This window comes from Pseudomonas sp. SDO5591_S426, from assembly GCF_054070755.1.
Map to the genome: position 1 here is coordinate 1 of NZ_JBSVXD010000254.1, position 6,636 is coordinate 6,636.

The 6,636-nt window shown below is 59.3% G+C and carries 6 protein-coding genes; 4 read left to right on the forward strand and 2 right to left on the reverse strand.

All coding sequences use genetic code 11. From position 1 onward, the window contains the following. Positions 1–146 precede the first annotated feature (146 nt). A complete protein-coding gene (locus tag ACW9JC_RS27685; protein WP_457459012.1) occupies positions 147–944 on the forward strand; it encodes an acyl-CoA thioesterase in 798 nt (265 codons plus the stop codon). Here ACW9JC_RS27685 and ACW9JC_RS27690 read toward each other — a convergent pair whose 3' ends face one another. Both ACW9JC_RS27690 and ACW9JC_RS27695 read right to left on the reverse strand, forming a co-directional pair. Beyond that, a complete protein-coding gene (locus tag ACW9JC_RS27690; protein ID WP_448106843.1) occupies positions 945–1,310 on the reverse strand; it encodes a terminase in 366 nt (121 codons plus the stop codon). A gap of 127 nt (positions 1,311–1,437) precedes the next feature. Beyond that, on the reverse strand, positions 1,438–1,977 hold the full coding sequence (locus ACW9JC_RS27695) for a TetR/AcrR family transcriptional regulator (RefSeq protein WP_457459014.1): 540 nt from the start codon (positions 1,975–1,977) through the stop codon (positions 1,438–1,440). A gap of 151 nt (positions 1,978–2,128) precedes the next feature. Between ACW9JC_RS27695 and ACW9JC_RS27700 the strand changes: the two genes are divergently transcribed. The 3 genes from ACW9JC_RS27700 to ACW9JC_RS27710 all read left to right on the forward strand — a co-directional run bounded on the left by ACW9JC_RS27700 (position 2,129) and on the right by ACW9JC_RS27710 (position 6,561). Continuing rightward, positions 2,129–3,325, forward strand: a complete 1,197-nt coding sequence (locus ACW9JC_RS27700; protein WP_457459016.1) for an MFS transporter — start codon at positions 2,129–2,131, stop codon at positions 3,323–3,325. A gap of 117 nt (positions 3,326–3,442) precedes the next feature. Then, positions 3,443–4,594 carry a TDT family transporter gene (locus tag ACW9JC_RS27705; protein ID WP_457459018.1) on the forward strand — a complete coding sequence of 384 codons (1,152 nt, stop codon included), beginning with the start codon at positions 3,443–3,445 and terminating at the stop codon, positions 4,592–4,594. Positions 4,595–4,692: 98 nt separating this feature from the next. Further along, positions 4,693–6,561, forward strand: a complete 1,869-nt coding sequence (locus tag ACW9JC_RS27710) for an MFS transporter (protein WP_457459020.1) — start codon at positions 4,693–4,695, stop codon at positions 6,559–6,561. The last annotated feature ends 75 nt before the right edge of the window (positions 6,562–6,636 follow it).

The window sequence follows — 6,636 nt, forward strand, 5'->3', positions numbered from 1 at the left end:
ATCAAAAGATCGCAGCCTTCGGCAGCTCCTACACAGAAGCACACGTCAGCGGCCCATCTGTCAGCCAATTTGGCCGGAATGCGCGCTGTACAGCCTTCGCCGGCTGGTTAAGATCCCTTCATCCTTTTTCTGCTCCTGAGGTTTTCATGCGCTTCTCCGATCTGCTCGACGCCGTCCGCCGCCAGCCGCTGGAGTTGTCTATCCCGGCCTCCTGGGCGCAGGGCCGCGCCAGTTTCGGTGGTTTGGTGGCCGCTTTGCAGTACGAAGCCATGCGCGCAAAAGTCCCGGCGGATCGGCCAGTGCGTTCACTGGCGATCACTTTCGTAGGACCTGTCGAGCCGGAAGTGCCGGTCAGTTTTGAAGTCGATGTGTTGCGCGAAGGCAAAGCCGTCAGCCAGGTGCTGGGGCGCGCGATGCAGAAGGGGCAGGTGGTGACGTTGATCCAGGGCAGCTTCGGTGCCTCGCGTCCCTCCGAAGTGGCGGTGAAATCAGAGCCCGCGCCCGAGATGAAGCATTGGGACGACTGTCAGGAACTGCCGTTTATCGAGGGCGTCATCCCGGAATTCATGCGGCACCTGGCGATGCGCTGGAGTGTCGGCGGCTTGCCGTTCTCCGGCAGCACATCTCGCCAGATGGGTGGCTGGGTACGCTTGCGCGGTGATGTGAAGGAAGAGGCGGTCAGCGAGGCGCACATCCTCGCGCTGGTAGACGCCTGGCCTCCGGCCGTAATGCCGTTCCTGAATAAACCGGCCATGGGCAGCACGCTGACCTGGACCATCGAGTTCGTGCAGCCGTTGCTGGAATTGAGCACGCTGGACTGGTGCAAATACCTTGTGGAAACCGAGCACGCCGCCGACGGCTACGGCCACGCTGCGGCCAAGATGTGGGACGCTGAAGGTCGATTGATTGCCATGAGCCGGCAAACAGTGACGGTGTTCGCCTGATCAATGACGGCGGTGGCGCTCACGCCAGGCGCGCCACCAGCCGCCACTGAGGAAAAACCTTGGGAAGGTCAGAAACTGCTCGACCAGCAGGCGCGAGACCGCGTCTTTACGATCGCTGAACGGCTCGGAGGCTTCAGCCTCCATGCTGTGACCATGGCGCTGCAAACCGAGCGCGGCGATCACGCCGATGATGCCGATGGCGAAGTTCGCCAGATTCAGGCCGAACACCCCGGACACAATCAGCAAAAACGCCACGATGAACAGCGGCACGGCAATCAGGTGCAACACCAGATTGGTCGGGTGCTGGTGATTGTTCGGGTAGGCACGCCATTGCCAGGCGGGAAGGTTGGGGTGACGTTTGCCCATGATGCTGATCCTCAAGTCCATGTTGAACACATGCTTGAAGAATAGGCCCGCTAAATGCAGGCGGCGAATCGAGCTTGGCTATCGAAGTGATAGGTGCCATGGGCAATCTTGATGCTGGCGTCGCTCGCTAAGGCTGACTCAAGGCAATCTCGATCAATCGATGCAACTCCTCGGCCTCCAGCGGCGCCTCGGAAAACAGAATGCGAAACACGATAGGGGCCGCGACCAGGTTGATCAGCCGATCGACACCAGGCTTCGGCTGATCCGGATAACGATCGAGAATGACCTGCAACTGCCCGCCAATGATCGTCGCGCAATAGCTCGGCTTGAGGCTCGATTGCACGTCGCGCAGCATGTTGCGACCGGGCGCGGAGCTCATTTCGTCCAGGTATTGATCCGCCCAGGCGCGCACATCGCCATGCAGGCTGCCGGTGTTGGCCGATTCGGTTTCCGGTTGCATGCGCGCGAGCGCAACGTCCGCGAGCAACGCCGACAAATCACCCCAACGCCGATAAATGGTCGAGGGCGTAACGCCGGCGCGCGCAGCGATCTGCGGCACCGTCACGCTGGCGCGGTCCTGCTCTTCGAGGAGTTCGCGCACGGCGGTATGAATCGATTCTTGTACCCGGGCACTGCGGCCACCGGGACGTAAAGTGGGAGCGGTCATCACTTAGTTCCTGTCTCGCGCCGGGATCTGTGTCGACAGAACGCCGGTTCTGAAAAGCAATGCATCGGACCTTAACACAAAGAATTTGCTTTAAGCGCAATCCGGTAGCACACTCCGCAAAAGCAAAAAATTAGCTTTTGCGGAGATTTCCATGTCCAGTTCCCATTCAAACCGTGCAGGCCTGTGGTTCCTGGCAATCACCTTGCTCAGTTTTCTGGCGGCTTCCACTGCGCCGACGCCGTTGTATCAATTGTATCAAGAGCAACTGCAATTCTCGTCTGCCGTGCTGACCCTGATTTTCGGCGTGTACGCCCTCAGCCTGCTGGCGGCGCTGTTGACGGTCGGTTCGCTCTCGGACTTTCTTGGACGCAAACCGGTGATCTTCACGGCAGTGATGCTCAATGCCGTGGCGATGCTGTTGTTCATCTACGCCGACAGCGTCACTTGGCTGATCAGCGCCCGAGTACTGCAAGGCTTCGCCACCGGCATGGCGACCGCTGTGCTGAGTGCAACGCTGCTGGACACCGATCGCCAGCAAGGGCCGTTGATCAACAGCGTGGCCCCGTTGATGGGCATGGCGTTGGGCGGATTGGGATGCGGTTTGCTGGCGCAGTTTGCGCCGGCGCCGTTGCACTTGACCTATTGGCTACTGCTGGCCTTGTTCGCGATGCAGGCCGTGTACGTCTGGCGTTTGCCGGAGAGTGTCTCGTCACAACCCGGTGCCTGGGCCTCGTTGCGGCCAACACTGCATGTACCGGTTCAGGCGCGTTCTACTTTGTGGCGAGTGCTGCCGCTTAACACTGCGACCTGGGCGCTCGGCGGTTTTTACGCTTCCCTGGCGCCATCCCTGGTGCGCACGGCGACTGGCTCGACGTCGAACCTGATCGGCGGCGCGACTGTCGCCGCACTGACTTTGACGGGCGCGTTGATGATCTACACGTTGCGCAATCGTGCCGCCGCCAGATCATTGCAGTTGGGAGCCAGCCTGCTGCCGATCGGCCTGATCCTGATTTTGCTGGGTGTGCACAACGCGAGCCTGTCGCTGTTTTTCCTTGGCACCCTCATCGCCGGGTGTGGCTTTGGCGCCGGTTTCCTCGGCGCCGTGCGCAGTCTGGTGCCACTGGCCTTGCCCCATGAACGGGCCGGATTGATGTCGGCGTATTACGTGCTCAGTTATCTGGCGTTCTGCCTGCCGTCGCTGCTGGCCGGCAATCTCACGCACATCTTTGGGCTGGTCACCACCACCGATGGTTATGGTGCGGTGTTGATCATCCTGTCGCTCAGCGCCTTGATCGCGTTGATGCGCCAGCGCTCGGTCAGCGCTTGCAGCGCTTCCGGACAGCCATAAAAGCGGGTTGCTGTTTGTATCTGCAAAATAGATAACAGTTAGAGATATTACCCGTTATATAGATATTCGATCCGGATCTATGATGGGCTCCACCTCACGAGAGGACAGGAGTTCGCCATGACATGCCCCAACATCGCCAAGCCCGGAATCAAACCTTTCAGCCACCTGCAGCATCCGCGCGAGGTGATTCGCCAGTTCACTCCGAACTGGTTTGCCGCCACCATGGGCACCGGCGTGCTGGCCTTGGCGCTGGCGCAATTGCCCATCGGCAATTCCGTTTTGCACGGCATTGCCGAAGTCCTTTGGCTGTTCAACATCTTTCTGTTTCTGTTGTTCACGGCACTGTACGCGGCGCGTTGGCTGCTGTTTTTTGATGAGGCGCGGCGGATTTTCGGCCACTCCACGGTTTCGATGTTTTTCGGCACCATTCCCATGGGCCTCGCGACCATCATCAACGGCATTCTGCTGTTCGGTTTGCCGCGCTGGGGCGAAGGCGTGATTCAACTGGCCGAGGTGCTGTGGTGGCTGGATGTGGCGATGTCGCTGGCGTGCGGGGTGCTGATTCCTTACATGATGTTCACTCGCCAGGAACACAGCATCGATCAAATGACTGCCGTGTGGTTGTTGCCTGTGGTGGCGGCAGAAGTGGCGGCCGCCAGCGGTGGCTTGCTGGCGCCACACCTGGTCGATGCTCACTCGCAACTGGTGGTGCTGGTGACCAGCTACGTGCTCTGGGCATTTTCCCTACCGGTGGCGTTCAGCATTCTGACAATTCTGCTGCTGCGCATGGCGCTGCACAAATTGCCCCACGAAAACATGGCCGCTTCCAGTTGGCTGGCATTGGGGCCGATCGGCACCGGTGCGCTGGGCATGTTGCTGTTGGGCGCCGACGCTCCGGCGATCTTCGCCGCGAATGGCATGGCAGGCATCGGTGAAATTGCGGCCGGGTTGGGTCTGGTCGCCGGTATCACCCTGTGGGGCTTCGGCTTGTGGTGGATGCTGATGGCGGTGCTGATCACCCTGCGTTATCTGCGCGCCGGCATACCTTTCAACCTTGGCTGGTGGGGCTTCACCTTTCCGTTGGGCGTCTATTCCCTGGCAACGCTGAAATTGGCCAGTACCTTGAACCTGACATTTTTTGCTGTCTTCGGCTGCCTGCTGGTGGCATTGCTGGCGGTGATGTGGCTGATCGTCGGCAAGCGCACGCTGCAAGGCGCATGGCGGGGTGAGTTGTTTGTGTCGCCATGCATCGCAGGTTTGAAGAAATAACCTGCGAAGTTTAGGTAATGTGTGGCCTGGATCGATGATCGACATTCCAATCAAAGAACCCAGGCCACTCTTTACCCAACATCAGGGACACATGGACGATGAGTCACCCCTCACAATTCACCTTGCTGCGCACCCGGCGTTTCCTGCCGTTCTTCGTGACCCAGTCCCTCGGGGCGTTCAACGACAACATCTTCAAGCAGTCGTTGATCCTCGCCATTTTGTACAAGCTCACCATCGAAGGTGACCGGTCGATCTGGGTCAACCTGTGTGCGCTACTGTTCATCCTGCCGTTCTTTCTGTTCTCGGCGCTGGCCGGGCAGTTCGGGGAAAAATTTGCCAAGGACGCCTTGATCCGTCTGATCAAACTCGGGGAAATCGTCATCATGGCGGTCGGCGCGGTCGGCTTCATGTTCGATCACCTGTCGCTGATGCTGTTGGCGCTGTTCGCCATGGGCACGCATTCGGCGCTGTTCGGTCCGGTGAAGTATTCGATCCTGCCGCAAGCGCTGCGTGAAGATGAGCTGGTCGGTGGCAACGGTCTGGTGGAAATGGGCACCTTCCTGGCGATTCTGGCCGGGACCATCGGTGCCGGGATCATGATGTCGTCCAGTCATTACGCGCCCGTGGTTTCTACCGCGATCATCGGCATCGCCGTGCTCGGTTACCTGGCCAGTCGCAGCATTCCGCGGGCAGCGGCGGCGACGCCGGAAATGCGCCTGAACTGGAATATTTTCAGCCAGTCGTGGGCCACGCTTAAGCTGGGCCTGGGGCAGACTCCAGCGGTATCGCGCTCGATTGTCGGCAACTCATGGTTCTGGTTTGTCGGGGCGATTTATCTGACGCAGATCCCGGCGTATGCCAAGGAATGGATGCACGGCGACGAGACCGTGGTGACGCTGATTCTCACGGTGTTCTCGGTCGGTATCGCCGTGGGGTCGATGCTCTGCGAAAAACTTTCCGGGCGCAAAGTCGAAATCGGCCTGGTGCCCTTTGGTTCGTTCGGCCTGACCGTGTTCGGTTTGCTGCTGTGGTGGCATTCCGGCGGAATTCCGGACAGCGTTGCGGGGCATGGCTGGATCGAAATTCTCGGCTTCGGCCACACCTGGCTGGTGTTGCTCGACATCCTCGGACTCGGCGTGTTCGGTGGTTTCTACATCGTTCCGTTGTATGCACTGATCCAGTCACGCACTGCCGAGAACGAGCGTGCGCGGGTTATTGCCGCCAACAACATTCTCAATGCGTTGTTCATGGTGGTGTCGGCGATTGTCTCGATCATCCTGCTGAGCATGGCCAAGCTGTCGATCCCGCAGTTGTTCCTGGTGGTGTCGTTGCTCAACATCGGCGTCAACGCCTACATCTTCAAAATTGTCCCCGAGTTCACCATGCGTTTCATGATCTGGCTGCTCAGCCATTCCATGTACCGCGTGCAGCATCGCAATCTTGAATTGATACCGGACGAAGGCGCCGCGTTGCTGGTGTGCAACCACGTTTCGTTCGTCGATGCCTTGCTGATTGGCGGTGCGGTACGTAGGCCGATTCGCTTTGTCATGTACTACAAAATCTACAACCTGCCGGTGCTGAACTTTATCTTCCGTACGGCGGGGACGATTCCGATTGCGGGACGTCACGAAGACATCCAGATCTACGAAAAGGCCTTCACGCGCATTGCCCGGTATCTGAAGGACGGCGAACTGGTGTGCATTTTCCCCGAGGGCAAGTTGACGGCTGATGGCGAAATCAATGAGTTCAAGGGCGGGCTGACGCGGATTCTTGAAGAGACACCGGTGCCGGTGATTCCATTGGCTTTGCAGGGGTTGTGGGGGAGTTTCTTCAGCCGTGATCCAGGCAAAGGGTTGTTTCGCCGGTTGTGGTCGCGGGTGACGTTGGTGGCTGGGCCGGCTGTTGAAGCGGCTGAGCCTGCGGAGTTGCAGCGCGTGGTGGGAGAATTGCGGGGCACCGTTAGATAGTTGGTGTCTGTGCCGGCCCTATCGCGGGCAAGCCCGCTCCCACAGTGTTCTAGGTCGTTCACAATATCGGCACAC

Coding starts and splice junctions, on each gene's coding strand:
- ACW9JC_RS27685 (WP_457459012.1), top strand. CDS start 147: ATGCGCTTCTCCGATCTGCTCGACGCCGTCCGCCGCCAGCCGCTGGAG.
- ACW9JC_RS27690 (WP_448106843.1), bottom strand. CDS start 1,310: ATGGGCAAACGTCACCCCAACCTTCCCGCCTGGCAATGGCGTGCCTAC.
- ACW9JC_RS27695 (WP_457459014.1), bottom strand. CDS start 1,977: ATGACCGCTCCCACTTTACGTCCCGGTGGCCGCAGTGCCCGGGTACAA.
- ACW9JC_RS27700 (WP_457459016.1), top strand. CDS start 2,129: ATGTCCAGTTCCCATTCAAACCGTGCAGGCCTGTGGTTCCTGGCAATC.
- ACW9JC_RS27705 (WP_457459018.1), top strand. CDS start 3,443: ATGACATGCCCCAACATCGCCAAGCCCGGAATCAAACCTTTCAGCCAC.
- ACW9JC_RS27710 (WP_457459020.1), top strand. CDS start 4,693: ATGAGTCACCCCTCACAATTCACCTTGCTGCGCACCCGGCGTTTCCTG.